The sequence below is a fragment of the Bradyrhizobium sp. 199 genome, assembly GCF_023073355.1.
In the GTDB taxonomy this organism is placed as follows: domain Bacteria; phylum Pseudomonadota; class Alphaproteobacteria; order Rhizobiales; family Xanthobacteraceae; genus Bradyrhizobium.
On record NZ_JADPJI010000006.1, the window covers coordinates 60,303 to 86,207 of the forward strand.

19 protein-coding genes and 1 tRNA gene are annotated in these 25,905 nt (G+C 59.6%); 14 read left to right on the forward strand and 6 right to left on the reverse strand.

Annotated features, from left to right (window positions below):
• Positions 1-12: 12 nt before the first annotated feature.
• Positions 13-2,355 carry a xanthine dehydrogenase family protein molybdopterin-binding subunit gene (locus IVB28_RS20765; protein ID WP_247528678.1) on the reverse strand — a complete coding sequence of 781 codons (2,343 nt, stop codon included), beginning with the start codon at positions 2,353-2,355 and terminating at the stop codon, positions 13-15.
• Positions 2,356-2,440: 85 nt separating this feature from the next.
• Positions 2,441-2,926 (reverse strand): (2Fe-2S)-binding protein, encoded by a 486-nt coding sequence (locus IVB28_RS20770; protein WP_247528679.1) that lies wholly within the window; start codon positions 2,924-2,926, stop codon positions 2,441-2,443.
• 392 nt (positions 2,927-3,318) lie between these two features.
• On the opposite strand from IVB28_RS20770, the gene IVB28_RS20775 reads away from it, so the two are divergent.
• The 5 genes from IVB28_RS20775 (at position 3,319) to IVB28_RS20795 (ending at position 12,050) form a co-directional block, all read left to right on the forward strand.
• Positions 3,319-5,358 carry a HAMP domain-containing methyl-accepting chemotaxis protein gene (locus IVB28_RS20775; protein ID WP_247528680.1) on the forward strand — a complete coding sequence of 680 codons (2,040 nt, stop codon included), beginning with the start codon at positions 3,319-3,321 and terminating at the stop codon, positions 5,356-5,358.
• Between the two features lie 362 nt (positions 5,359-5,720).
• Positions 5,721-7,754 carry a HAMP domain-containing methyl-accepting chemotaxis protein gene (locus IVB28_RS20780; protein ID WP_247528681.1) on the forward strand — a complete coding sequence of 678 codons (2,034 nt, stop codon included), beginning with the start codon at positions 5,721-5,723 and terminating at the stop codon, positions 7,752-7,754.
• Between the two features lie 290 nt (positions 7,755-8,044).
• Entirely contained in the window at positions 8,045-9,523 is a 1,479-nt protein-coding gene (locus tag IVB28_RS20785; protein ID WP_247528682.1) for an MFS transporter, read from the forward strand.
• A gap of 3 nt (positions 9,524-9,526) precedes the next feature.
• Positions 9,527-10,342, forward strand: a complete 816-nt coding sequence (gene otsB / locus IVB28_RS20790; RefSeq protein ID WP_247528683.1) for a trehalose-phosphatase — start codon at positions 9,527-9,529, stop codon at positions 10,340-10,342.
• A 244-nt stretch (positions 10,343-10,586) separates the two neighbouring features.
• Positions 10,587-12,050 carry a trehalose-6-phosphate synthase gene (locus IVB28_RS20795; protein WP_247528684.1) on the forward strand — a complete coding sequence of 488 codons (1,464 nt, stop codon included), beginning with the start codon at positions 10,587-10,589 and terminating at the stop codon, positions 12,048-12,050.
• Between the two features lie 128 nt (positions 12,051-12,178).
• On the opposite strand, the gene IVB28_RS20800 is transcribed toward IVB28_RS20795, so the two are convergent.
• Entirely contained in the window at positions 12,179-12,520 is a 342-nt protein-coding gene (locus IVB28_RS20800) for a hypothetical protein (RefSeq protein WP_247528685.1), read from the reverse strand.
• A 194-nt stretch (positions 12,521-12,714) separates the two neighbouring features.
• Here IVB28_RS20800 and IVB28_RS20805 point away from each other — a divergent pair.
• The 5 genes from IVB28_RS20805 (at position 12,715) to IVB28_RS20825 (ending at position 17,177) form a co-directional block, all read left to right on the forward strand.
• Positions 12,715-12,804: transfer RNA gene (locus IVB28_RS20805), tRNA-Ser, on the forward strand.
• Between the two features lie 445 nt (positions 12,805-13,249).
• Positions 13,250-14,230: a lysozyme inhibitor LprI family protein gene (locus IVB28_RS20810; protein ID WP_247529111.1), complete on the forward strand. Its 981-nt coding sequence runs from the start codon at positions 13,250-13,252 to the stop codon at positions 14,228-14,230.
• 29 nt (positions 14,231-14,259) lie between these two features.
• Entirely contained in the window at positions 14,260-15,291 is a 1,032-nt protein-coding gene (locus tag IVB28_RS20815; RefSeq protein ID WP_247528686.1) for a hypothetical protein, read from the forward strand.
• Between the two features lie 229 nt (positions 15,292-15,520).
• Positions 15,521-16,654 carry a hypothetical protein gene (locus IVB28_RS20820; RefSeq protein ID WP_247528687.1) on the forward strand — a complete coding sequence of 378 codons (1,134 nt, stop codon included), beginning with the start codon at positions 15,521-15,523 and terminating at the stop codon, positions 16,652-16,654.
• Positions 16,655-16,691: 37 nt separating this feature from the next.
• Complete coding sequence (locus IVB28_RS20825) at positions 16,692-17,177, forward strand: hypothetical protein (RefSeq protein ID WP_247528689.1); 486 nt, start codon at positions 16,692-16,694, stop codon at positions 17,175-17,177.
• 1,063 nt (positions 17,178-18,240) lie between these two features.
• Here the strand turns inward: IVB28_RS20825 and IVB28_RS20830 are convergent.
• The 3 genes from IVB28_RS20830 to IVB28_RS20840 all read right to left on the reverse strand — a co-directional run bounded on the left by IVB28_RS20830 (position 18,241) and on the right by IVB28_RS20840 (position 21,016).
• Entirely contained in the window at positions 18,241-19,551 is a 1,311-nt protein-coding gene (locus IVB28_RS20830; protein ID WP_247528691.1) for a recombinase family protein, read from the reverse strand.
• A complete protein-coding gene (locus tag IVB28_RS20835) occupies positions 19,548-19,994 on the reverse strand; it encodes a DUF2924 domain-containing protein (protein ID WP_247528693.1) in 447 nt (148 codons plus the stop codon). Before IVB28_RS20835 ends, IVB28_RS20830 begins: the two co-directional genes overlap by 4 nt.
• A 299-nt stretch (positions 19,995-20,293) precedes the next feature.
• Positions 20,294-21,016 (reverse strand): hypothetical protein, encoded by a 723-nt coding sequence (locus IVB28_RS20840; protein ID WP_247528696.1) that lies wholly within the window; start codon positions 21,014-21,016, stop codon positions 20,294-20,296.
• A 221-nt stretch (positions 21,017-21,237) separates the two neighbouring features.
• On the opposite strand from IVB28_RS20840, the gene IVB28_RS29515 reads away from it, so the two are divergent.
• The 4 genes from IVB28_RS29515 to IVB28_RS20855 all read left to right on the forward strand — a co-directional run bounded on the left by IVB28_RS29515 (position 21,238) and on the right by IVB28_RS20855 (position 25,499).
• Complete coding sequence (locus IVB28_RS29515) at positions 21,238-21,450, forward strand: helix-turn-helix domain-containing protein (RefSeq protein WP_346730751.1); 213 nt, start codon at positions 21,238-21,240, stop codon at positions 21,448-21,450.
• Positions 21,451-22,167: 717 nt separating this feature from the next.
• On the forward strand, positions 22,168-22,545 hold the full coding sequence (locus IVB28_RS20845; protein WP_247528698.1) for a hypothetical protein: 378 nt from the start codon (positions 22,168-22,170) through the stop codon (positions 22,543-22,545).
• Positions 22,546-22,743: 198 nt separating this feature from the next.
• On the forward strand, positions 22,744-23,361 hold the full coding sequence (locus tag IVB28_RS20850) for a Panacea domain-containing protein (protein WP_247528700.1): 618 nt from the start codon (positions 22,744-22,746) through the stop codon (positions 23,359-23,361).
• Between the two features lie 830 nt (positions 23,362-24,191).
• Positions 24,192-25,499, forward strand: a complete 1,308-nt coding sequence (locus tag IVB28_RS20855) for a site-specific DNA-methyltransferase (RefSeq protein WP_247528702.1) — start codon at positions 24,192-24,194, stop codon at positions 25,497-25,499.
• The last annotated feature ends 406 nt before the right edge of the window (positions 25,500-25,905 follow it).

Sequence of the window (25,905 nt, forward strand, 5' to 3'; positions counted from 1 at the left end):
TTGGTTGCTCCCTCAAGCCGCGTGGATCGTGCGCCACACCCGGTCAGGGGTTGCGGGCATTTCCAGATTGTTCTTGCCGATCGCATCCGTGATCGCGTTGATCACGGCCGCAGAGGCGCCGATCGCGCCGGCCTCACCGCAGCCCTTGATGCCCAACGGATTGCCCGGGCACAGCGTCGTGGTGTGGGAGAGATTAAACGAGGGCACATCGTCGGCGCGCGGCATGGCGTAGTCCATGAACGAGGCCGTGATCGGCTGGCCGTTGTCATCGTAAATCGCATGCTCGAGCAGCGCCTGCCCGATGCCTTGAACAAGGCCGCCATGGACCTGGCCCTCGACGATCATCGGGTTGATCAGCCGGCCGAAATCGTCGGCCGCGACGAAGTTGACGAAGGAAGTCTTGCCGGTGCCGGCATCGACCTCGAGCTCGCAGATATACGTGCCCGCCGGGAAGGTGAAGTTGGTCGGGTCGTAGAAGGCGCTTTCCTTCAGGCCCGGCTCCATCCCGTCAGGCAGATTATGTGCGGTATAGGCTGCGAGCGCGACCATCGGCAGGGCGATCGCCTTGTCGGTGCCGGTAACCTTGAACTCGCCGTTCTCGATGACGATGTCGGCCTCGGAAGCTTCCAGCGCATGCGCCGCAATCTTCTTGGCCTTGGATTCCATCTTCTCCATCGCCTTGAGGATCGCGGTGAGGCCTACGGCCGCAGAGCGCGAGCCATAGGTGCCCATGCCGAACTGCACCTTGTCGGTGTCACCATGGACGATCGAGACCTGGCTGATGGGAACGCCGAGGCGTTCCGCGACGAGCTGGCAGAACGTCGTTTCGTGACCCTGACCATGGCTGTGCGATCCCGTGAGGATCTCGATGGTGCCGACCGGGTTGACCCGCACCTCGGCGGACTCCCACAGGCCGACGCCGGCGCCGAGACTGCCGACCGCCTTGGACGGCGCGATGCCGCAGGCCTCGATGTAGCAGGACACGCCGATGCCGCGCAGCTTGCCGTCGGCTTTCGCCTTGGCCTTGCGCCCGGCAAAGCCGGCATAGTCGATCGCCTTCATCGCAGCATCGAGTGAGGCGTTAAAGTCGCCGACGTCATAGGCCATGATCACGGGCGTCTGGTGCGGGAACTCCGTGATGAAGTTGTTCCGGCGTAGCGCGGCCGGGTCCACGTTCAACTGTCGCGCCGCCGTCTCCATCAGCCGTTCGATCAAATAGCTCGCCTCGGGGCGGCCGGCGCCGCGATAGGCGTCGACCGGCGTGGTGTTGGTGTAGACCCCGATCACCTCGGCGTGGATCGCCGGGATGTTGTACTGGCCCGACAATAGCGTCGCATAGAGATAGGTCGGCACCGAGGACGAGAACAGCGACATGTAGGCGCCGAAATTGGCGTAGGTCTTTACCTTGAGACCGGTGATCTTGTTATTGGCGTCGAACGCCATTTCGGCATGGGTGACATGGTCGCGGCCATGTGCATCGGTGAGGAAGGCCTCGGTGCGGTCGCCGGTCCATTTCACGGGACGGCCGATCTTCTTGGAGGCCCACAGCGCCACCATCTCCTCGGGGTAGATGAAGATCTTGGAGCCGAAGCCGCCGCCGACGTCGGGCGCGATCACGCGCAGCTTGTGCTCGGGCGCGATGTTGTAGAATGCCGACAGCACGAGGCGGGCGACGTGCGGGTTCTGCGAGGTCGTATAGAGCGTGAAATGCTCTTCCGCCGCGTCGTAATCGGCGAGCGCCGCGCGCGGCTCCATCGCATTCGGAGCGAGGCGGTTGTTGGTGACGTCGAGCTTCACAACATTGGCGGCTTTGGCGAAGGCGGCATCGGTGGCGCCCTCATCGCCGATCACCCAGTCATAGACCTGGTTGCCGGGGGCCTCGGGATGAAGCTGCGGCGCGCCTGATTTGATCGCGGCGTGGACGTCGGCGACCGCGGGAAGTTCCTCGTAACTGACGACGACGGCTTCCGCCGCATCGCGCGCCAGATTCTTGCTTTCGGCGATCACGACGGCGACGGCCTGCCCGACGAAGCGCACCGTCTCCGGCGCCATCGCCGGCCATGCGCCCATTTTCATCGGACTGCCGTCCTTGGACGTGATGGCCCAGCCGCAAATGAGGTTGCCGACCTTGTCGTCGACGATCTGTTGGCCCGTGAGCACGGCGACTACGCCCGGCATGTTCAGCGCGGCGGAGGAATCGATCCCCTTGACCTTGGCGTGCGCATGCGGACTGCGGACGAAATGGGCGTGGGTCATGCCCAGCAGCTTGATGTCGTCGACGTAGCGGCCTTTGCCGGTAATGAAACGCTTGTCTTCCTTGCGCACGACCCGCGCGCCGATGCCTTCAACACCCATGACTGGTCCTCCCGACCGGAAATTTTATGGCTGCGCCTTCCTTCGAGAGCGGCAGCAGTGATTTTGTTCGTCGAGACGCGCCGCTTTACTCGGCCGCCTGCGAGACTTTCATGCGTCCGGCTGCATCCAGCACGGCTTTGACGATGTTGTGGTAGCCGGTGCAGCGGCAGATATTGCCTTCCAGCTCGTGGCGGACGGTGGCTTCGTCGAGCTGGCCACCATGGCGCTGCACGATGTCGATCGCCGACATGATCATCCCCGGCGTGCAGTAGCCGCATTGAAGGCCATGATTGTCGCGGAAAGCGGCCTGCATCGGGTGCAGTTCGGCGCCCTTGGCGATGCCCTCGATGGTGGTGATGCTGGCGCCGTCGGCCTGGCCCGCCAGCATGGTGCAGGATTTCACCGCCCTGCCGTCCATGTGCACGACACAGGCGCCGCACTGGCTGGTGTCGCAGCCGACATGGGTTCCCGTGAGATTGAGGTGATCGCGCAGGAGCTGGACCAGCAGCGTGCGGTCCTCGACGTCGACAGCAACGGCCTTGCCGTTCACTGTCAGTTTGACTGTAGACACGGTGTAGTCCTCCCGGGATTGATTTTTGATTGCTTCTAATTAGAGACAGCGGCCCGGAACTTTGCAACTAGGATTTTGGTCGCCCGCGTCATGGAAAAGTCATTGATCCCGCCGTGGAAACAATGGCTTTGCGACTGCGAGTCGGCATCCGCGGCTCGGCCGGTTAGGCGGAGGCGAGGGCGATTTCCCGCTTATTGTCATTATAAGCGCGCACAATTTGCGTGGATGCCAGCCCGGCGCCCCCGTGGGCGCCCTTTGGCCGAGAAGCCGGAAGCGCGTTGAGATAGGACGAATTTACCGCCCCTTGACGTTTCTGCCCTAGTTTTGCGCAACCGGTCGGGAAGGCGGGGCGCCTTCGGATCGCGGCTGTTTGGAATACGATGGGGGTAGGAATGTCCGGGCGTATCGGGTCGCCGTCAAAGCGCACAATATTTCCCACTCTCCGGTTTCGCGCCAAAATCATCCTCGGCTTTGCCGTCGTGCTGGCGATCTCCGCCGGCAGCATGGCCTTCTCCTATTTCGGCTTCGAGCGCGTTTCGGAAGGCGTCGGATCCTACCGAAGCAGCGTCTCGGAGGCCGATCTTGCCCGCAATATCGACCGCGAACTGCTCGGCTATCGTTCGGCCGCCCGTTACTTCGTGGTGACCGGCAAAGAAGAGGACGCCAAGGCGGCGCTGGACGCCGAGGCCGGCCTGAAGAACGCCATCGATCAGGCGATCAAGAACGCCAAGAAGCCGGCGCGGCTGGAGAGCCTCAACAAGCTCGCCAAGGAATTTTCCAACTTCTCGGCGACCTTCGCCAAGATCCTGCAGGCCAAGCGCGACAGCGCGCTTCTGGTCCAGAATCAGCTTCAGCGCAACGCCAACCTCCTGAAATACAAGCTGGACGACGTCGGTAACAACGCCTCCGATTCCGAGGCGCAATCGATTGAATTCGGCACCAAGCAGGTCAACGCCCAATTCCAGACCGTCAGCGCCGCCGCGAGCAATTTCATCCTCAACTCCGACCAAGCCGTCGGAGCAAGTGCGATGGCGCGCCTGAAGTTCGTCGAGAACTCGCTCGGCGCGATCTATTCCATGGACGCCAAGATCGTCGCCGGCCTGAAGGAGGCCAAAGCGTTTCTCACTGCCTATCGCGAGGCGCTGGAGAAGCTGATCGCGCAAGCCAAATTGGTCGATGACCTTGTCACCGAGATGAGCGGTTCGGCCGGTGCGATCCTGCAAGGGGCGACCGCCATGAAGGTGGACCTCGTCGCCGAACAGCAACGGCTGGAGTCGGAATCGGAAGCGACCATCGGGCAGACCGAGCAACTGGTTCTGATACTCGCCATTGGCGGTACGCTGCTTGGTGCGGTTCTCGCCTTCCTGCTCGGCACCGGCATTTCGCGTCCGATGATCGCGATGTGCAAGGCGATGCGTGAGCTTGCCTCGGGCAATTTCGACGTGGTGCTGCCGGGTCTCGGCCGCAAGGACGAGATCGGCGAGATGGCCGGTGCGGTCGAGGAGTTCAAGGTCCAGGCTGTTGCAAAGGCCGAGCGCGATGCCGCCGCCAGCGAAGCCCAGAACCAGGAGCAGGCTGCAAGCCGGCGCGCCGAGCTGATCCGCTTTGCCGATGATTTCGAGAGCGCGGTCGGCGCCATCGTCTCCAACGTCTCGGCTTCCGCCGTGCAGCTGGAATCGGCGGCCTCCACGCTGACCCGTACCGCCGAGACCACGCAAAGCCTGTCGAGCCAGGTTGCGGGCGTCTCCGAGCAGGCCTCCTCCAACATGCAGTCGGTCGCCACCGCGACCGAAGAGCTGTCCGCTTCGGTCGAGGAGATCGGCCGCCAGGTCCGCGACTCCAGCCGCATTGCCGAGGCCGCCGTGGTTCAGGCCAAGGAGACTGACGGGCGCATCGGCAAACTGTCGCATGCCGCCCAGCAGATCGGCGAAGTGGTCAAGCTGATCACCGCGATTGCCGAACAGACCAATCTGCTGGCGCTCAATGCCACCATCGAGGCGGCGCGCGCCGGTGAAGCCGGCCGTGGGTTCGCCGTGGTTGCCAGCGAGGTGAAGTCGCTGGCGAGCCAGACCGCGAAGGCCACCGACGAGATCTCCTCGCACATCACCGGCATGCAGGGCGCCACGGCGGAATCGGTTGCGGCGATCAAGGAGATCGGGACGACCATCGGCCAGATCTCGTCGATCTCGACCTCGATCGCGAGCGCGGTCGAGCAGCAGGGCGCGGCAACGCAGGAGATCGCGCGCAGCGTCCACACGGTGGCACAGGGCACCCAGACCGCGGCTACCGATATCGGCCAGGTCAACCGCGGCGCCGCCGAGACCGGCTCGGCCTCGGAGGAGGTGCTGCACTCGGCCAAGACGCTGTCATCCGAAAGCACGCGTTTGCGCGCCGAGCTCGATCGCTTCATGGGCAATATCCGGGCGGCGTAGGGGCGCTTGGGTTCGCTGCGAGTTAGGCGCTCCGTCGTCGCCCCACTCTTCGCTGTCGTTCCCGCCTGGTGCGCAATTGCGCACGGGGCGCGGGGGCCCATAACCAGAGGAAGCGGTTACGGAGCGAGCCGGCAACTCTGTCGGAAGCTACGCTTGTCCGGGACAACAGCGAGGTTGGCGCGGCGCTCAATTGTAACTGCGCGGGAAAGCCGCCCTAGCAATTGCCCGCGTCACCTAACCGTCAGTTGCGGCGCCACATATTTACCCCAGCTTATCCTTTGCCTCGTAACGTGCCGGAGAGTCAGGAAGCGGGCTGCTTCCGGGCTGCGCCTGGTTTTCCGCGAATGGAATGGGGTGGGGGAATGTCGGTCAAGTCGAAGTCGCGCCAATCGAAGCTGCCAACGTTGCGTTTTCGCGCAAAAATCATCCTCGGCTTCGTGGCCGTGCTAGCCATCCTCGCCGTCAGTATGGCTTTCGCCTATTTCGGCTTCGAGCGGATCCAGGGCGCCGTCGCCTCCTACCGAACCAGCGTGTCGGAAGCCGATCTCGCGCGGACGGTCGATCGCGAGCTGATCGCCTATCAGGGGTTGGCGCGGGCGTACACCCTGACAGGCGCGGCCGATGACGAGACGGCGGCCAAGGCGGCCGAAGAGAATCTGAGGAGCGCGATCGCAAAGTCGATGGCCGCAACGACCGGTGCCGCCCGCCGTGAGGAGGTCGGCAAGCTCGAGGCCGAGTTCCAGCGCTTTACGAAGGTGTTCAGTGAAATCATCACCCTGACGCGCGAGAACAACAAGATCGCGGCCGATGAGCTTAACAGTGTCGGCAACAAGATCCGCTTCAAGTTCGACGACCTTGCCGATACCGCCGCGCTGGCTGGGCTGGCTTCGGTCCAGACCACGGCCAAGGACATCACATCACAATATCTGGCGGTCTCCACCTCCGTCAGCGCCTTCGTCGCCAAGCCGGAGCCGAAGACCGCCGATGGCGTGATCGCGCGAGTCAAATTCCTGGAGACTCTGCTGGTCTCGATCTATGCGAACGACCAGAAGATCACGGACCGCGTCACCGAGATCGGCAGCCTCCTGAAGCAATACCGCACCTCCTTCACCAAGCTGTCGGAGAATGTGAAGATCATCGTCAAGCTGAACGGCGACATGGCCAGGACGGCGGCGGGCATCGTCAAGCTCTCGGGCGAGCTGCGGTCGGAGCTGACGGCCGATCAGCAGCGCATCGAAGCCAGCGCCAATGCGACGATCGTGGATACCGAGAGGCTGATGGTGATGTTGGCGCTCGGCGGCCTCGCCATCGGCGCCGTGCTCGCTTTGATGCTCGGCAACGGCATTTCGCGTCCGATGATCGCGATGTGCAAGGCGATGCGTGAGCTGGCCTCGGGCAATTTCGACGTGGTGCTGCCGGGTCTCGGCCGCAAGGACGAGATCGGCGAGATGGCCGGTGCGGTCGAGGAGTTCAAGGTCCAGGCTGTTGCAAAGGCCGAGCGCGATGCCGCCGCCAGCGAAGCCCAGAACCAGGAGCAGGCTGCAAGCCGGCGCGCCGAGCTGATCCGCTTTGCCGATGATTTCGAGAGCGCGGTCGGCGCCATCGTCTCCAACGTCTCGGCTTCCGCCGTGCAGCTGGAATCGGCGGCCTCCACGCTGACCCGTACCGCCGAGACCACGCAAAGCCTGTCGAGCCAGGTTGCGGGCGTCTCCGAGCAGGCCTCCTCCAACATGCAGTCGGTCGCCACCGCGACCGAAGAGCTGTCCGCTTCGGTCGAGGAGATCGGCCGCCAGGTCCGCGACTCCAGCCGCATTGCCGAGGCCGCCGTGGTTCAGGCCAAGGAGACTGACGGGCGCATCGGCAAACTGTCGCATGCCGCCCAGCAGATCGGCGAAGTGGTCAAGCTGATCACCGCGATTGCCGAACAGACCAATCTGCTGGCGCTCAATGCCACCATCGAGGCGGCGCGCGCCGGTGAAGCCGGCCGTGGGTTCGCCGTGGTTGCCAGCGAGGTGAAGTCGCTGGCGAGCCAGACCGCGAAGGCCACCGACGAGATCTCCTCGCACATCACCGGCATGCAAGGGGCCACGGCGGAATCGGTTGCAGCGATCAAGGAGATCGGGACGACCATCGGCCAGATCTCGTCGATCTCGACCTCGATCGCGAGCGCGGTCGAGCAGCAGGGCGCGGCAACGCAGGAGATCGCGCGCAGCGTCCACACCGTCGCACAGGGCACCCAGACCGCGGCCACCGATATCGGCCAGGTCAACCGCGGCGCCGCCGAGACCGGCTCGGCCTCGGAGGAGGTGCTGCACTCGGCCAAGACGCTGTCATCCGAAAGCACGCGTTTGCGCGCCGAGCTCGATCGCTTCATGGGCAATATCCGGGCGGCGTAGTAGAACAATCGCTTCAGCTTCACCGCTCGGGTTAAGCCGCGCGCACACCTGCCGCTCTCTTGCGCGCGCCTGGCTTCCGCGAATGTGTCGTCTTTCTGACCTGAGCCATGCGTCGAATCCTTGTAGCTCCGTCGGAAACAGATGTTCTTGGAAGCTGTTCCCTGGGGAACCCGGTCACACGGCAAACGTTGTCGCAGGTGGCAGCAGAATGCCGCACCCCCATGATCGGATCGACCCCGTACACGTCACGTGAACCGGGGTCGCTTCCATTGGTCAGACGCAACAACGCGATGGAATTGCAGCAAAGCCCAGCGCTGAATTATGGACCTGCGATCTCGGCGACCGATCGCATCGTCGAGACCAGCATTCCCTCGCGCCTCGACGCGCTGCCGTGGAGCGGCTTTCACACCCGCGTCGTGCTCGCGCTCGGCATCACCTGGATCCTTGACGGGCTCGAGGTGACGCTTGCCGGTGCGCTCTCCGGCGCGTTGAAGCAGAGTACGTCGCTGCATTTCTCCAATCTCGATCTCGGCATTGCCAACTCTGCCTATCTTGCCGGTGCCGTGCTCGGCGCGCTCGGTTTCGGCTGGCTCACCGACCGCATTGGCCGCAAGAAGCTGTTCTTCATCACGTTGGCGCTCTACCTCACGGCGACGGCCGCGACCGCTCTGTCATGGAATGTGGCGAGCTACGCGGTGTTTCGCTTTCTCACCGGTGCCGGCATCGGCGGCGAATACACCGCGATCAACTCGACGATTCAGGAGCTGGTGCCGGCGCGCTATCGCGGTTGGACCGATCTCGTCATCAACGGCAGTTTCTGGATCGGCGCCGCAATGGGTGCGGTTGCGGCCATCGTGCTGCTCGATCCCGCCGTGATCGCGCCCGATCTCGGCTGGCGTCTGGCCTATCTCATCGGCGCGAGCATTGGACTGGTCGTTCTCTTGATGCGAATGTGGATTCCGGAAAGCCCGCGCTGGCTGATGATCCATGGTCGCCCCGATCAGGCGCATGCGATCGTCGATGAGATCGAACGTTCCGTGATCAGAGATGATCAGGATACGAGCGAGGCGCGCTTCCCCAAGATCCGGCTGAAGATGCGCGACCACACGCCGATCCGCGAGGTCGTCCACACGCTGTTCTCGGTGTACCGGCAGCGCGCGCTGGTCGGCCTCGTTCTGATGAGCGCGCAGGCGTTCTTCTACAATGCCATCTTCTTCACCTTCGCGCTGGTGCTGACCGATTTCTACGGCATCAGTGCCGAAAAGGTCGGCTGGTACCTGCTCCCCTTTGCTGCCGGCAATTTCCTTGGGCCGCTGCTGCTCGGCCGGCTGTTCGATACGCTGGGCCGCCGCGTCATGATCACATTCACCTATGGCATGTCGGGCCTGCTGTTGGCGTTCTCGGGCTACCTGTTCTCCATCGGCGTGCTCAGCGCGCAGGGGCAGACCGTCGCCTGGATGGTGATCTTCTTCTTTGCCTCGCCAGCGGCGAGCGCGGCCTATCTCACCGTCAGCGAGACCTTTCCGCTTGAAGTTCGCGCGCTGGCGATCGCGGTGTTCTACGCGGTCGGCACCGGCATCGGCGGCGTGATCGGGCCGGCGCTGTTCGGCGCGCTGATCGACACGGGATCGCGCACCAGCGTGTTCGCCGGCTACCTGCTGGGGGCAGTCCTGATGATCGCGGCCGCGATCGTGGCGTGGCGCTATGCCGTCTCTGCGGAGCGCAAATCGCTCGAAGAAATTGCGCGGCCGCTTGCTGTTTTGGAGTAGGCTATGAAATCGGAACTTGCGGAAATGGCTTCGAACGAGATGCGCACACGACCCGACGACGCGCCCGATGCTGTGCCGGTGCCGCATGCGCTCGTGCCGCATCTCAACGAGACTGCGATCCTGCTCGACATCGACGGCACGCTGCTCGACCTGATGCCGACGCCGCGCGAAGTGTGGGTGCCGCCGGGGCTGTCCGAAACGCTGAAGCATCTGACCGAGCGCACCTCCGGCGCGCTGGCGCTGGTCAGCGGCCGCTCGCTCAACGACATCGACCTGATCTTCGCGCCCGACGTGTTTCGCGCCGTCGCCGGCCACGGCGCCGAGATGCGGCTGTCGGTGGACAATGAAGCCGACGCCGTGCACGCGCCGCCGCTGGACAAGGAGCTGAAGCGGCGCCTGGCGGCCATCGCCAAGCTCAGCCCGGGCATTCTGCTCGAGGACAAGGGCTATTCGCTCGCTCTGCATTACCGCTTGGCGCCGCATGCGGAGAAAGCGATCTATGAAGCCGTGTCGGTGATCCGCGCCGACCTGCCCAATGCGCCGATCGAGGTGCTGCCCGGCAAGTTCGTCTGCGAGATCAAGCATTCCGGATTCACCAAGGCGACCGGCGTGCGTGAACTGATGAAGCACGAGCCGTTTAGGGGACGGCGTCCGATCTTTATCGGCGACGACGTCACCGATGAAACCGTATTCGCGATCATGCCCGACATGAACGGGCTTGCCTTCTCGGTCGGCCGCCGTGCCATGGGCGTAAATGGCCATTTCGACGCGCCGAGCGACGTGCGTGCATTCCTTGCACGCCTGCTCGATCCAAGGTGAAAACAAGGCAGCGCCACGCCACAGACATGAAGTTCTGGACCCGGCGCCCGCGCGTCCCGCAGGGAGCGCTGTGCAACACCGTCGCAAATGCTGTCTTTACAGCGAAAAATTCCCGGTTCCCGCTAGCGAAACCAGTTGCAACGCGCGCGCCTGATTTTGGTTTCAATTGGTTGAAAGGATGATCAGGAACCATATTGATGAACGGCAGTTAAATGGGGTGGAATGAAACAGGAGGGGACGACCTGTGAACTTAGTCGTCGTTTCAAATCGAGTTTCGCGCGGCAAACCCAACGAGCCGATGACGGGCGGGCTTGCGGCCGCGTTGCTTCCGGTCGTCGAGAATTCAGGCGCAATCTGGGTGGGGTCCTCGGGCCGCGTGCGGGATGGCCATCAGAAGGAACCGTTTGCCGAAATTGAAGCACTTGGTTCGGGCGCAATCGCCACGCTGGATCTGCCGGCAGCGCATTACGGCGGCTATTACGAAGGCTTTGCCAACTCCGCGCTGTGGCCGGCGCTGCATTCGCGCAGCGATCTGATCCGCGTCTCGCGCGAAGATTACGTCAGCTATCGCGAGGTCAACGCCTTTATGGCGCGCGCCTTGATGCGCTTCCGAAAAACAGACACCGCGTTCTGGGTGCAGGATTATCATTTCCTCGCCCTCGGCGCGGAGCTGCGCAATCTCGGCGTCGGCGATCCGATCGGCTTCTTCCTGCATACGCCATGGCCGGTCGCTGCGGTGATGCAAGGCGTGCCCAATCATCGCGAGCTGATCACGGCGATGCTGGACTACGATCTGCTCGGCTTCCAGACCAATGAGGATTGCCAGAATTTCCTCGGCTATGTCGGCGGAGAGCTCGGCCTTACGGTCGAGGACGGCGTCGTGGTGTCGCAGCACGGCCGCACCCGCTGCGAAGTCTTTCCCATCGGCATCGACGCTGACAAATTCGCCGCTTATGCTGCAAAGTCAGCTTCGCATCCCGACGTGTCGCGGCTGCGGCGCAGCCTCAACGGCGAGCGGCTCGCGATCGGCGTCGATCGCCTCGACTATTCAAAGGGCCTCGTCAACCGCATCAGCGCTTTCGACCGGCTCTGGACCGATCAGCCGCAGTTTGCGCGCAGCATCTCGCTGCTTCAGATCGCCAACCCCTCGCGCGGAGCGATCGAGGCGTACGGCAATCTCCAGAACGAGGTCGCGCGCCTCGTCACCGACGTCAATGGCCGCCATGGCGAGGTCGACTGGACGCCGATCCGCTATTTGAACAAGGGTTTCAGCCAGGCCGTGCTCGCTGGTCTCTATCGGACAGCGCAGGTGGGCGTGGTGACGCCGCTCCATGACGGCATGAACCTCGTCGCCAAGGAATATGTCGCCGCGCAAAACCCGGCCGATCCTGGCGTGCTGGTGCTGTCGAAGTTCGCAGGCGCGGCCAACGAGCTCGAGACCGCCTTGCTCGTCAATCCGCACGACATCGACGGCATGGCCCGCGCGATCGCGGTCGCGGCGGCAATGCCGCTCACCGAGCGCAAGATGCGCTGGGATGCGATGATGAAGAAGCTGCGCGGCCACACCATCCAGCAATGGTCGGCCGACTTCGTCGCGGAGCTGGAAAAGTGCCGGACCGAGAAGGCCGCCGCCGCGCCGCTCGCCGCGCAGCCGCCGCAAGCGTTGCGCTGGCTGAAGTCGGCGATATCAGGCGTGCGGTTGATCTGAGCTTTTCGTAGGTTCTATCCACTCGTGATGGCCGGGCTCGACCCCGCCGTCCACGCCTTGCATGGGCCCGAGAACGCGGATTGCCCCGGACGAGCCCGGGCATGAAGGCCAGCCCCACATAGCGAACGTCAATAACAATACGACACGCCATCCAGGACGGCACACTGCCGCTTGTTCGGTGCGTTGGGATCGTCCATCGGCACCATGCCCTTGCCCTGGCCGACGAACACGCCAGGCCCGACATGCGCCGAGCTCTTGTTGCCGATGATCACGCTTGGATGCGGCGTCGCGCTCGAGCGCGTGCCGTCCGGCCAGACGATGGCATCGCCGGACAGCACCCCGCGCCGCCCGTCGTTGCAGCTCACATCGACGCCCTGCCGGGTGCAGACCTGGGCCCGCGCCGGAGCGGCGAAGGCCTGGACAAGGGCGGATATCAGGCCCAGCACGGCGATGGTCTTGCGGATGGTCATGGCGTCCCCGGTGGTGTTCGGCGTCCTCACGTGAATCGTCGCGCCGAACCTGCCACGGGTTCAGCCGCCATGCGGTTCAGGCCATGTGCGATGCCGGATATTACCGCGTAAATACAACAGCTTGCGGAAAATTCACCCGATTTTCCTTCGATCCCTTGCAAAATCATCGGCGCCCCTTCAAGAGAGGGCGCTCCGGAGAGATGGCCGAGTGGCTTAAGGCGCACGCTTGGAAAGCGTGTGTGCGGGAAACCGTACCGTGGGTTCGAATCCCACTCTCTCCGCCAGCTCCTCTTTCGAACACCCTCTCCGCGCAAGTCTAGGCTCTTTTTCGCGCTGATTTTGGGTGCAAATTACAGGCGAACCGTACTCAGCCATGAGTTTTGCGCCTGGGGCCTTCTCCGATGCCCCTTCCTTCTCCAAACCTCTGTACTTTCTGAACAGGTAACGGACGATAAGACCCATTGAAAGTTCAGGAATTTCAAACGTCGTAAAATATAGAGTTCGTTTCTCGCTCGGCCGCCAAGATCGTCAAGAAATCAGCCGACCATTTAGGTCTTAGACAAGGCACAATTGGGAATCGCAGGATTCCGTTTTGCACACCTAAGGTCGAGATGCTCAATATCGTAATCAGCGCTCGACCGATTCGGACGAAATCGTGGAGCGCCTTGATGTGCAGGCGCAAACGGGCCTTGTTTACATTTGGGTAAGGGAAAACCTGACGTGCCGAAGATGGATTTTGGCGAGCTGCAAGCTTCTTACGGCGACCTGAATGAAGGGCCGCAAATCTGTATTATGCGACTTCGGCAGTTGAAGCTCATCATACAAGACCGTGACAAGGGCGAGCTTTGGCCACTTGCACTGGTAAATATTGCGACTTGCATGGAGTGGTTCGCTCGATCACTGGTGAAGCATTTAATCGACTACTCCGCAGGAAGAATAAATCCGAACGCCAAGCTATTGAAAGAGCTTAAGATCAACTACGGCCTAATCGTTCAGGCGCGTGTCAATCATTTCTCGATTGGCGATATCGTTGCGATGAGCCGAAACTTCTCATCCTTTGACGAAATCGAAGACACACTGAACGACCTCACAAAAGAGGCGAAGCCGTCCATACTTGCGCGTACTCAGAAGTCATGGGCAGTCATGATGAGCGATGCGTTCCGCGTCGGAGCGCCGTCGCGAAGAACGATTGAGCGGCAGCTAAACACCCTCTTCGAGAAGCGCAATGAGTTGGTCCACGGTTCGCCGCGACACTTGGCTTACGATGATCAACTCGACGCTCTGGTTTCCGAGCGGGAGTTGGCGCTCTTTATTCAGTGTGCAATAGAGTACATGAGGCATGTGCTTTCCACTCTTGCGAAATTCATTCCTGAGCTAAATGCCCGATCAACGCTCGAAAACAATCTGAATCAGCGTAACCGCCTACAAAACAGCAATAAAGCAATCAAAGAGTTGGAGCGGGCTATCGAGACCCGCCTCGCATCGGATGCCACGTATCTAGCGCACTTTCGCAGAGCTCAACACGCTTGGCGCACTTGGCGAAATCGAGAGGCAGATTTCCAAACGACCGTTGTGTGGGGGCCGGCTGGTAGTGGTCGTCCTGCAATATACATGGGTTTCGAAACGACCCTCAGTATGGACAGGTTGCGAAGTTTGGAAAGCTATCTTCGCGAGCTAGACCAGCAGGAGAAGGTTAGCCGCGCCTTATAGGCCTATGCCGCCAAAGGGAGGAGCGCGACTTGACGCTTGTCGTTGGTAGAGTTGTTGGACGGCGCGTATCTATCGCGGCTGACACTCTGTTGACTGGTCCCGGTGATCAGCCGCTTCCGTTTCAGAACGGCGTGATCAAGTCCTGTCTGTTGCCCGGAGACTTATGTGTCTCTTTCTCGAACTCCCCGGAAACAGCTGGCCGCGCTTTCAGTGACTTTATTCAACGATATCCATCAGGAGGGGGTTTCGCTGACGTGGTGGCCTTCTTCGAGCGTTCAAGCCAAGTAACTGGCAACGAATACCTTATCGCATTCGCCAATCCGACGAAGCTCATCAAGGTGGTGGATGGAAAGCGGGTTACCGGCCTTTCCAAGACACAATGGATTGGTGACCAAGTGGCCTACAATGCGTTTCGAGGGTGGGAGCTAAAGCAAAGGCCAAAGGTCGAACAAGGCCGTGCGATCAACGCGGTCTTGTTTCCCGACGACATGCCAAATTCGCCGGCTAGCGACCTGTTTTCAGCGATGCGACACGTTGTGGCCGACCCATCGGTCCCCACTGCTGGAGGGTTCGTGGCCGTTGTGACTAATTTCGACAACGGTTTTCGCTTCTCAGCGTACTCAGACATGCTGTTCGATTGGCCCGCGGGGAAACCGGCAGACTACGTTTTGGAGCTTTCCGACGCCATCGCCTTTACAGCAACAGATGAAAACGCGAGCTTTGCAGTCGCTCAAGTCTCCCCTGGTTTCATAGGTGTCAATCTTGTTGCCTTCTATTTTACGAAGGCGCGAAAGTTGTTCTTCTTTTATGGCGAAGGTAACTGTATCGCGAATCGTTGTCAGGTCTTTCGAGATGTGCCCGCGAGCGCAATTTGCGACACTTTGAATGCGTTTGTGCGCGCTGACCTCAAGTGGCTGTTACTCATCACGTCACCGCGTGATTCTGGTCCTTACAAGCCTACCCCAAACACCAAGACGCCAGGCGTTCAGTTTGCTTGGTTTACTGAAGCGAACACTTTTCCTCCGCCTGCCCAGGCTGGTGGCCCGGCGAGCCCCTCTTGAACTACAGCAGCTCACTACAAAGGGCGCAATTTCCAGTGGATCCATCTATGCTGAAGGTGCCTGTTCGCCGTTCTCGTCCCACCGTGCCTGGTCGCTGCCCAAGCGCGTCTGGTCCCTCGTAAAGGCCGTTTGGACCGCCTAGGTTTATAATATCCTCGATTAGGAATCCCTCCGATTCCGTTTTGCATGGCTCATGCTTATTTCTCGAAAGCTATAAGGCGGCCTTACCATGTCGGATATTGACGACGTCAAAATGGATTTCCTCCTGATGGGTGCGCCTGCGGGACTAAGGTTTAATCCGGCGCTTCCCGGGGGCTTGCATTTTCTGGACCCTATTTCGCGGGTCGAGATCAAACTCGACGTTGAGGGTTCGCAGGAAAATCTATTTCGGCCTTTGGTCTGCCGCGCCTATCTCAGCATTTATGTTCGGCCAAGCGTGGTCAGGTTCGTTTCGTCGCTGCTGGTTGGCAGGTTCGAGTCCTATGAGGACATGCCGATTTCGCTTCCGTATGTGAAATATGGAGCGACTCAAATTGACGCCAATGGGAACATCGCGAAGGGTTTCGGTGTGCCGTTTGAAATGTATCCACCACAGGTACAGAGCGTCTGCGATACCGTCGAGGCGTCGCTGTTGCAAACCGTTGAACGTTTTCTTCGGTTCTTGCGCTGGCAACAAAACATCGACGGGCCCCATTTTCTATTCGAAGGCTCACCTTCCCTCTACTGGAGAATTGAAGGAGACGCTTACCGGCATGTCGGACTTCGCGTGCAAAACAGCGAAGGCGCAAGCCCTGCCGGAATCGAGTGGAAACATGATGACCAAGCCGACCTGGAGACGCTCTGGTTAGACCAAGCTGCGGACGAACCGCTGGCGCATGAACTTCTGCGAGAGGCGAAGAATATTGCGGAACACTCTCCTCGCAGCTCATTTCTAGTAGCCACGTCCGCGTTAGAAGTTGGCACCAAAGCCTATGTGGCGCACCTCCGCCCTGAAACTGCTTGGCTGCTCGCCGAACTTCCGGCACCCCCCATTCATAAGATGCTCAGGACCTATATCCCGGACCTACATACCGCGCAGGGGACGCCGCTGACCTACTGGGACAAATTGCGGCCTCTGTTCAAACGCGTTGAGGCGAACGCGACAACACGGAACAAGCTGACTCACACAGGGCGTGTTTCCATTTCTCCTGAACTGCTCGAATCTCATATTCAAGATATCTCCGACATTCTCTATCTGTTTGACGTATTGAAAGGCCACGAGTGGGCTAAGCATAACTTAAGCCATTCGCTGCGGAGTGCGCTCGGTTGGCCGGCATCGAGGCGAACCCGCCACCGTGTCAGCTTGCGTGTTGGCGGCATATGACCATGCGGGCTACCCCGACAGGAGCAGGTGGACCACCGTGTCAAAGGATCAATCCACGTGGAATATCCTCGACCGCATTGTCGGCACAAGCGTATCTTTCAACGGTTTGCTGATCCCGGCTTCAGCTTTAACCTCAACCTTATCGCGTTACGTAGACAGCCTTGTCGTTTGGAATGATCATCAAACTTACAAGGTATCGCTCGTGGGGTCAGCGGTCCTGGTCCGGTTTTCGGCTCATTACTTTCTGTTATGTACCAATCATCAGTTGCGCGGCTGTCGAATGGAGGACCTCTCACTTCTCGGCCGCGACGGGCGGCAACTCGTGACCTCTTCGGGTGTGCGGCACTTCAATGACGAGAGCAATCCCCACTATCGCGACTTGGCCGCCTTCGAGTTCACGAAGCCCTGCCAGGAGTATCCCGACTTGAAGGAGAGGTTCTTTGATTTTCGCGAGGTGCCGCCCGCCGCGCTAAATACTGATATTATTTGCGCCGTCGTCGCTGGCTTCCCTTCCAAGGATTAGAAGTACGAACTTGAAGAGAAAAATCATATCGGCCGGCTTAAGCGTATTGTCCTGTGTGAGCTTGAACAGGCGTCATACAATCCTGCCCTAATGTGTCTTCGTACTAATTCGCCGTTGGACTTTGACCCGGACGGCATGAGCGGTGGGTCGGCCTTCGTGGTTCAGGTGGTCGGCCGCGAGGTCCGTGCTTACTTTGTCGGGGTCGTCGTGACAGGTGGGAGAGACCGGTTCCACATTATCAAGGCGGGCGACATCAAACGGTTTTTGTCTGGGCTCGTGCAGGCAAGAAGCGCGCCGTAGCGCCCTTCCACCGGAGACGCTGGCTTGTCCCGATTTGATCATATACGCCTAATGTCACGCGCCGATGACCTCAAGAGACTGTGTGTCCATCATAATGATTACACCGCCACGTGGCGTCGAGTAACGCCACTGTGTCATCCGAAGCAAAGGCGTGTCCCTTCAATGCTCAACGAACTGAACTCGGGCCCATTTGAATGTGGTAGCATCCGGTGGTAGCAATGGCAGGGCAGCCAAGCTGGTTTGCAGTTGTTTTTCAGTGGGTTCTTTGATCGCTCTTCGTCTTCCCTAGGGAGCGCCGCATGTCCGCCGCGAGAACGTCCGCGAGCAGCTCTTTTCTTTAGTTCAATTCACGAACCGAAATGTACTCGTTGCGCGGCCCAATCCGTGGGGAAGGGCTTTAGCAGCATTTTAAGCTCAAGAGTCTTGCTTTGCCGACCGTCCAGTATGGACTGGACAAGATCGGGAGCAAGTAGGGTAAGCCGCAGCACTCGGCAGACGTAGGACTCGTTAGCTGCTTCCCGCTTCGAAAGCTCTGCGGCAGAAGCATAGTGGCCTACCTCGATCATACGGCGCCATTGGTGTGCTTTCGCGAGAGCGGTTATCAAGCTGTTGTTTGCTCGTGGCCGAGGGGCCGTCCAAGCGTCTGCGCCAGCCGGCACAACGATCTGCTTCCGGCCCCCGCTCTGCCGAAAATCAACGGGAATGCTTACGACAAGTTCGCGACCATCGCGGCTAAGTCGTAGCGTCTCCTTGCTCTTAGTGTTCATGCTGCGTCCTGCGCGGAGAGTCCCTTTAGATCGGCGATCAGCGATGCAAAGCCCTCCACCCTGAGATGCACGTCTACCCTCGCAGCGGTCACGACCACTCTCGCAGCAAGCAGCTGCAAAATCCTAGACTGTTCGGCGGGAAATAATTCCGCCCAGAGCTCGTCAAAGTTAAGGAGGGCGTTGCGCACCGAAAGCTCTGTGACGCGAGGACTTTGAGAGCGCATCTGCTTCCAGGTTGCCACGATCAATTCTGGGGAGGCGATCACGCGGCGGATCTGGTCAACGACCATCTCTTCGATTTCTCCTGCCGGGACGCGCAGGATGCTGCGGGGTGAGGCGGAGCCCTTCATCGCTTGCTGGCTAACGTAATAGCGGTACAGCTTTCCCCGGCGACGAGTATGGGTAGGAGACATCGCCACCCCCACGCCGTCGACAATCAGGCCTTTAAGCAGTGCAGGGGTCTGAGCCCGGTGTTTTGCAGCCCGCTTGCGAGGGCTCTCCTGCAGGATTGAATGTACCTCGTCCCAAACGTTCCGCTCGATGATGGCGTCGTGCTCGCCGGGGTAGGCAGTGCCCTTGTGCACGGCATCGCCGATGTAGGTTCGGTTGTTGAGCATCTTGTACAGCACGCCCTTGTCTATCGCTTGCCCGTAGCGATTGCGGACGTTCTTCTGCTGGAGTTCGCGGGCGAGGAGGGTGGCAGAGCCTAGAGTCGCGAACCTGCGGAAAATCCACCGTATTGTCTTCGCGTCCTCTTCATTGATGACAAGCTTGCGGTTTTTGACCTCATAACCGAATGGAGCCCACCCGCCCATCCATATCCCCTTCTTGCGAGAGGCTGCGATTTTGTCGCGGATACGCTCACCGGTGACTTCACGCTCGAACTGGGCAAAAGACAGCAGGACGTTGAGCGTCAGCCGCCCCATGGATGTTGTAGTGTTGAAGGATTGCGTAACTGAGACGAACGTGACCGAGCGACGGTCGAAGGCTTCCACCAGCTTAGCAAAATCCATGAGGGACCGGGACAAGCGGTCAATCTTGTAGACGACGACAACGTCAATCCTGGCGGCCTCGATATCCGCAAGCAGGCGTTTGAGCGCAGGACGCTCCAAAGTGCCACCCGAGAACCCGCCGTCATCATAGCGATCGGGGACCAAAAGCCAGCCCTCATGCTTGTGGCTCGTCACATAGGCCTCGCAGGCCTCCCGCTGGGAGTCCAAGGAATTGAACTCCATGTCGAGGCCTTCCTCGCTGGACTTACGGGTGTAAACCGCACACCGCACCTTGCGAACGATCGGCTTGGTCATGCGGGAGCCCGCTGAGTTTTCAAGCCGAAGAAAACCAGGCCATTCCATCTGGTGCCAGTTATGGCCCTGGCGACGGCGGAAAGCGATTTGAAGGGCCGGCCCTGGTACTCGAAGTCGCTGTCGCGGACCGTCACCCGATGCTCCACACCCTTCCACTCGCGGATTAACTGAGTGCCGCTGACGGGCCGATCCGACGATTTGTGCCGGAGAGGTCTGCTTCCCTTCGCCGGCAGGTCACCAGCCAATGCCTCCAACCGGCGCACGGTTTCCGCCGACAGGCCCCCGAACGCCAGCTCCTGAATCCGGTAAGCCAACCGGCTTTCGAGGAAGCGGCGGTTATAGGGGGGCGGCTCCGTATCGAAGAGCGTGCGCCACTTGGCCTTTAGAGCCGTCGTTGGCCCGCCTTTTAGGGCGGCCAGTTGCGCCAAAACGGGGTCATTCATATGCGTTCACCTCGGGAGAGAAAGGTGGCGCATGACCGCTCTGGTTGGCACTGTAGTGAAGTGAAGTTTCTCCGGTCTGACTCGATAATCCACTGGACTTCCGAGCGTGAAGACGCATGAGGCCAGCGGCAAGTATCTCGCCGATTTCGGTAAGCCGCTTGTCGACTTCGGGATCTGTATCGTCGAGAATCGCCATTTCCGAATGATGGCTTCGGAGTAGCGAGAAAAACAGACCAAAACACTTGTGAACGAACGCGCGCGGCTACAAAACAAGCCGTTCGCACCGATGCGCAAAGGGCTCAACGCTCCCGTCTTCTTCCGTGGAGTTTCCACTCGTCGGGCGCGAGCTCTTTCCGCAACGATCGCAGCGTTGACCTCGAAACCCCCTCACCGAACCGCTCGCGCGCTGCCTCGAGGTCATCATCTCGGCTGGGCGCGTTCCCGCTCTCCCGATTGGATGAGATCCAGCTCGAATACCATCTGCGCAACTCCGCCAGAGAATGTCTCTTCGCGCCTAGTGTCTTGGGTATGTCCCGATCGCCGCTGAACACAAGAATGCCTGATATTTCGAGCCTGCCCCCTTTTGCGGTGGATTCGCGATAATCCGGCTCAAGGAGGCGCCAGCGATCTGGAAGGATCTTTGTGGGTGGCGAATCTAGAGGGGTATCGGCTGCGTAGCCCGTTGCAACGAGCTCGCCCCTCAGGAGCTTTCCGTGGATTTCAGATTCCAGCTGACGCCGGGCACGCTCAAACTGCATCGAGCCCGCGTTGTATTCGCGCTGCTCTTCTCGGGACATTTCATCAAAGGGATAGAAGGGTGGGCCATCAAAGCCATCCAGCCTGCGGCTCCACGCCATTTCTGCATCGAACTGGTTCCCATAGAACAGCATCGCTTCCCACAAGGGGAGACCATCCTTCGGCTTTACTTGTCGCCAGAACGGCTCGGGATTGCTGTCATCACCAAAGTGTTCATCCACATCGTCAGCGTGGTCGCCGCTGCGACCGTTCAATTTGGTTGGCACTCTACGTTTCATTTCTCAGCCGTTCTCAGCTTTACGCATGAGAACAGAGCAAAATTCGTCGAATGTCGAGAGGGGGACGTATTCGCAACTAAGTAGCTGAAATTCGCAGCCTTTTAGAAACTGGCCGAAATAAACTGGCCGCCTAATTTGCCAATTTAGTCAATCCTTCAAATCTTCCTCAAAGTGACGCTGTGTTTCGCACGTTTGCGAATGGAGCCGTCATGACCAGACACTTAAACCAGCTTGAACTGGCACGTCGTTGGAGTATAAGCCCGCGCACCCTGGAGCGCTGGCGTTGGACGGGTGATGGACCCCGTTACATCAAACTGAAAGGGCGGGTCGCATACCGCGAGGCGGATGTAGAAGCCTTTGAGGCTGAACGTCTGATGGAGAGCACCCAGCAGCCAGTTCGGGCTGAAGCGGTGCAGCCGTGAGTGAGCGAGGCGTCTTCGCTGTTGACCGCGGCGTGTTTGACCATCCGAAGTTCTCGCACAATGGGCCGTTGAGCCGATTGGAAGCTTGGCTATGGCTGCTCTCGAGGGCAGCCTGGCGGCCGATGAGGTTCCGCATCTCCGGAAGGGTCATTGAAGTACAGAGGGGCCAACTCGCCGCGTCCACGCGCTTCATGGCGGATAGCTGGCGTTGGAAAGAGCCTCGAGTAAGGCGATTCCTCCACCTGCTCAAAACCGATCCGGACAATGACGCAGAGATCGACACGCAAACCGACGCGGGCGTTACCGTCATAACTATCCGGAAGTACGATCGATATCAGCGGGTAAGCCTTCCTGCCGACGCACTCGGAGACGCGGGGGGCAACCGAGGAGCGACGCACGATCAACGCAAAGAAGAAAGCATTAAAAACATTATAGGTTCAGAAGCTAAAGCTTCTGGCGATGCGAATGATCCTGCTATTCCTGAACGCGAGTATTTCTTGCGCGGGAGGCAGGTCCTCGGAAGGAGCAATGGAGGCCTTATCGCCAAGCTCCTCAAGGCTAAGGGTGGAAACGTCCCATTAGCGCGAGCGGCGATCGAGCAGGCATCTCAAAAGCAAAATCCAATCGAGTACGTAGCGGCAATTTGCCGAGGACCGCCGGCAGCACGTCCGGCGACCGCTCACCAGCAGGAAAGGCAAATGGGAAGGGAGATCCTCGATGATATCGGCGAATTTATCAGCAGCCACAGCAGCAAAACGGATTTTGGGCTTCTACGACACGATACCAGCGATGGATCCGAAGGCGTTTGCGGCCGGCCTGGTGGAAATCTTATCGAGCTATCCCCCTCCAGTCGTCGCAAAAGCTGCTAGCCCATCCACCGGGCTTGCTTCGGTTGTCCCCTATCCGAACCTCGCCAAGTTCAAGCAGCATCTCGATGCATGGCGCGAGGAGTACTACGCGGATTTGGACCAACGAGAACGAGCAAATCGAAGGCGTCTTCCAGAGCCTCCACGAGAACCCGAAGCGGAAGCCAGAATCGCCAAGGGGATGAAAGAACTTGTCGAGCAACTTAAGCGGGGCACCGGTCCCATGTGACGCGGTCAGTGCGGCGTGTGAGTCCGGCTTATCGGGGTCAACACAGAATAGGTCCGTGTTGCAAAAAGATCACGGAGTTAACCAAGAATTGACTAGGAAAGCCGAACCTATGTCTCGCTTCAACATTCTAACTGTATAGTGTGCAGCCAATGTTCCTACTTCGTTCTCTTCTCTTTGTTCGCACCTGAGGGGGTTGGAATGGCTCCAGTCTGGTACAACGCGCGCAAAGCAGCACAAGTCGCAGCATTTTTCGCGAAAGCGTCTGGCGGCAAGATCAACGTGCTGAAGTTGGTCAAGTTGATCTATTTGGCTGACCGGCTTGCTTTGGAAACTTTCGAAAGCCCCATTCTCAACGACAAGTTCGTTTCGATGGACCACGGTCCCGTAAACTCAATCACCTTGAACTACGTTAACGGCATGTCGGATGATAGGGATGAGTGGGCTGAGTTTATAACCGATCGTTCTGGTCACCAAATTGGTCTTGCTAACTCCGAGTTGAAACTTCACGATCTTGATGAATTGAGTACTGCTGAGTTGAAGATTCTTGAACTCGTTTGGCTTAAACATGGGAAGCTAAATCAGTTCGAGATTCGGGACTTCACACATAAGCATTGTCCAGAGTGGGAAGATCCAAGGGGGTCGTCCGAGCCTATTCCCCTCGAGCGAATCTTCAAGTTTCTAGGTAAGACGGATAGCTCAGCGTTGGCGGCTAAGGTGGAAGCCGAGCGCAATGTAGACCAGTTGTTTGCGAGCATTGATGACCTTCCAACCCTTGAAGAAGGCGACTCTGCTTATGCCATCAGGGCCGCCAGGTGACCCTGATCGCTTGCATTTGTGGGTCGTTCTAACTGACCCCTGTTCTCTCGAAGCGAACTTGATCGTCAGTATTTCGACCATTCGAGAGGGCCGCTTCCATGATCCAGCTTGTGTTTTGGAACCCGGAGACCATCGGCGAATAACGGCGCCGAGCTGGGCGAACTTTCGCATGGGTCGCGCCATTCATTGCCGCGTTCTCGTAAAGGGTGAAGCTGCGTGGCTTTACCGCGCGGACGCACCAGTGACAGATGCTGTTATCGAAAAACTTTGTGCCGGGCTCATGGAGTCCGACCATACGCCGCTGCGTCTAAAGCGCTATTTTGAAGGAACAGCGCCAGCGTTCTGATTCTTCGCAGCACGCTGCTGATCATCAATACTGCTCGAGTTGTGCCCGCCTACTCCCGATTCAAATCAGTGGCTGATTTGCTGCGTCAGGAAGCGAGACCATGTACGCGTCTCAACCCTGGCTCGTGTTGACAGTGCTGCCGCCCAGGACATCGCGCAGAAGTGTCACAACCGCAGCATTTCCGAATACCTAAGGCAAGAGGCAGCGTCCCTAAGACGGCGCCAATGCCAGAATTTCGACCGAACAGCGCGTTCATGCGCAATCATGCGCAGCCAAGTGTCATTGTGCGACCCTTTAGTGTGAAATAACTTCGCTTTGCCGCTTTCGAGCGGGGGGGGGCGGTCAGATTTCTACGCCCTTTCGGTCTCGGACCGGTGCCGGCCATGCACCCGCAAAGCCGCGAAATTGGCGAGGGGGTATGCCCATCTTAGCGGGAGTGAATGTCCGGTGACTGCGCGGTGATTGGGTTCTGAAAGGAGCAGGGATGACCTTACGACGGTCCACTAACTCTGATGGTAATCGCAAAACAGCGCACGTTTGCGTAAGCCCTGGCAAACCCCTGCATGTTGAGTATCGAAGCCTAGAAAGCCTCATTCCATATGCCCGCAACGCCCGCACTCATTCAGACGCGCAAGTTGCGCAGATTGCCGCATCGATCCGTGAATTCGGCTGGACTAATCCCATTCTCGTGGACGGCAATAGCGGGGTGATCGCGGGCCACGGCAGGCTATTGGCCTCCCGTAAGCTCGGACTGCTAGAAGTGCCTGTTATCGAATTAGCGGGGCTCTCAGACGCCGCCAAACGCGCCTACGTGTTGGCCGACAACAAGCTCGCTCTCAATGCCGGATGGGATGAGACCATGCTTGCTCTCGAGGTGGGCGAACTCTCGGCGCTTGGCGCCGACCTGTCACTTTCAGGTTTTTCCGACACGGAATTGATAGCTCTGGCGACCAAGCAAAAGCAGGGGCTGACAGATCCTGATGATGTCCCCGACCCGCCTAAGGAGCCGGTCACGAGAACTGGCGATGTCTGGCTGCTGGGCCGACATCGTCTGATCTGCGGCGATTGCACGGATAAAGCCACAGTCGAGAAGCTGCTTTGCAAAGTTGAGCCTCACCTGATGGTGACCGACCCGCCTTATGGCGTCAGCTACCGACCGGAATGGCGGAACGAGGTAGTTCGCAGCGACGGCAGCACTGTCGCGGCAAGGGCGACCGGCACCGTCCTGAACGATGACCGGGCCGACTGGCGCGAGGCTTGGACCCTTTTCCCTGGAGAGGTGGCCTACGTTTGGCACGGGGCTTTGCACGCAGCCGCCGTTGCCGAGAGCCTCCAATCAACCGGCTTCGCCATTCGTTCGCAGATCATCTGGGATAAGGCCCGGCTTGTCATCGGCCGTGGAGACTACCATTGGCAGCACGAACCCGCTTGGTACGCAGTGAGAAAAGGTAAAACGGGTCACTGGGGCGGCGGCCGCAAGCAAACCACCGTTTGGAGCATCTCTCACCAGAAGTCTGAAACGGGACACGGTACGCAAAAGCCCGTCGAATGCATGAAGCGACCCATCGAAAACAACTCGTCCCCGGGTCAAGCAGTCTATGAGCCGTTCAGTGGATCCGGCACGACTATCATCGCTGGGGAGATGACAGGCAGAGCCTGCTACGCGATTGAGCTATCGCCTGCTTACGTTGATGTTGCCGTTCAGCGGTGGCAATCATTCACGGGAGAGTTGGCTCGTAACGAGTCGACTGGCGAGGTCTTCCGAATGCATCCCAAGCCGACCAAAGCCTGAGATGCGTGGTCGAAAGCCGACGCCAACACATCTCAAGCTTCTCCACGGAAACCCGGGGAAGCGATCGATAAATCAAAGGGAGCCAGCTCCCGAAGTGAGAGCTCCGACTTGCCCCTCGCATCTTTGCCCAGCCGCTAAGGCTGAGTGGAAGCGGCTTGCTTCACAGTTAGTGATCCTTCGGATACTTACCGATCTTGATCGAGGGGCGCTTTCCGCATACTGCCAAGCCTATGGTCGATGGGTGGAGGCCGAGCGAAAACTCCATGAGACGCCGATGCTATTGAAGCTCCCGTCAGGAATTGTTCAGCAAAACCCCTGGCTCACTATCGCCAACAAGCAGCTGGAGCTGATGCACAAATATCTAACGGAGTTCGGCTTATCCCCGGTTTCCAGATCGCGAGTGTCC

What these genes read in the sequence shown, in the direction of transcription:
- IVB28_RS20800 (WP_247528685.1), bottom strand. Translation starts at nt 12,520, where the DNA reads ATGACCATCCGCAAGACCATCGCCGTGCTGGGCCTGATATCCGCCCTT.
- IVB28_RS20780 (WP_247528681.1), top strand. Translation starts at nt 5,721, where the DNA reads ATGTCGGTCAAGTCGAAGTCGCGCCAATCGAAGCTGCCAACGTTGCGT.
- otsB (WP_247528683.1), top strand. Translation starts at nt 9,527, where the DNA reads ATGAAATCGGAACTTGCGGAAATGGCTTCGAACGAGATGCGCACACGA.
- IVB28_RS20820 (WP_247528687.1), top strand. Translation starts at nt 15,521, where the DNA reads ATGTCGGATATTGACGACGTCAAAATGGATTTCCTCCTGATGGGTGCG.
- IVB28_RS20830 (WP_247528691.1), bottom strand. Translation starts at nt 19,551, where the DNA reads ATGACCAAGCCGATCGTTCGCAAGGTGCGGTGTGCGGTTTACACCCGT.
- IVB28_RS20765 (WP_247528678.1), bottom strand. Translation starts at nt 2,355, where the DNA reads ATGGGTGTTGAAGGCATCGGCGCGCGGGTCGTGCGCAAGGAAGACAAG.
- IVB28_RS20810 (WP_247529111.1), top strand. Translation starts at nt 13,250, where the DNA reads ATGGATTTTGGCGAGCTGCAAGCTTCTTACGGCGACCTGAATGAAGGG.
- IVB28_RS20785 (WP_247528682.1), top strand. Translation starts at nt 8,045, where the DNA reads ATGGAATTGCAGCAAAGCCCAGCGCTGAATTATGGACCTGCGATCTCG.
- IVB28_RS29515 (WP_346730751.1), top strand. Translation starts at nt 21,238, where the DNA reads ATGACCAGACACTTAAACCAGCTTGAACTGGCACGTCGTTGGAGTATA.
- IVB28_RS20850 (WP_247528700.1), top strand. Translation starts at nt 22,744, where the DNA reads ATGGCTCCAGTCTGGTACAACGCGCGCAAAGCAGCACAAGTCGCAGCA.
- IVB28_RS20855 (WP_247528702.1), top strand. Translation starts at nt 24,192, where the DNA reads ATGACCTTACGACGGTCCACTAACTCTGATGGTAATCGCAAAACAGCG.
- IVB28_RS20845 (WP_247528698.1), top strand. Translation starts at nt 22,168, where the DNA reads ATGATATCGGCGAATTTATCAGCAGCCACAGCAGCAAAACGGATTTTG.
- IVB28_RS20835 (WP_247528693.1), bottom strand. Translation starts at nt 19,994, where the DNA reads ATGAATGACCCCGTTTTGGCGCAACTGGCCGCCCTAAAAGGCGGGCCA.
- IVB28_RS20775 (WP_247528680.1), top strand. Translation starts at nt 3,319, where the DNA reads ATGTCCGGGCGTATCGGGTCGCCGTCAAAGCGCACAATATTTCCCACT.